Below are 523 nucleotides of genomic sequence, written 5' to 3'. Positions count from 1 at the left end.
CGCCCGTGCGGTGGCACGCGCCACATAGTCTTGGCAGGCTAACCGCTCGGCAAAGACATCGTAGCTTTGCAGTTGTCGAAACACGTCTGACATCGCGATGTCGGCAATCGAGAACGGACCGGCGAGCCAGTCGCGTTGTGTCAACACTGCCTCCATGTGGTCGAGGCGTCCGTCGAGGAAGCGTTCGAGATGGGCGCGGCCAGGTGATTGTGTTTCATCGTCGGCCCACCGATAGAGCGACCAGGGCACTGCGGGCATCTCGACCGAGTTGAGTGCCGCGAAGAGCCATTGCGTCACGTTGGCGCGGCCCTGCCGATCAACCGGCATCAAAGTGGTGCTTCGCTCGCCGAGATACAACAGGATGGCCCCGGTCTCGAAGATCGTTACTTCGCCATCGGTAAGCCAGGGCACCTGACCGAAGGGCTGAAATGGCAAGCGCGCCTCGGCATCGCTTACAGGAGTTGTCGCTATTTCATAGGGGAATCCCGCTTCTTCGAGGGCCCATCGGATGCGAAGATCGCGC

The 523-nt window shown here is 61.0% G+C and carries 1 protein-coding gene; it reads right to left on the bottom strand.

Annotated features, from left to right (window positions below; all coding sequences use genetic code 11):
• Positions 1-510, bottom strand: a 510-nt coding sequence (locus tag SLH47_RS26540; protein ID WP_320244118.1) for a glutathione S-transferase family protein, incomplete at its 3' end; no start/stop codon positions are given.
• Between the last annotated feature and the right edge of the window lie 13 nt (positions 511-523).

Source organism: Cognatiyoonia sp. IB215182, assembly GCF_033963905.1.
Lineage (GTDB): Bacteria > Pseudomonadota > Alphaproteobacteria > Rhodobacterales > Rhodobacteraceae > Yoonia.
The sequence above is the reverse complement of the archived record's forward strand: the minus strand, read 5'-3'. Positions and strand labels throughout refer to the sequence as shown.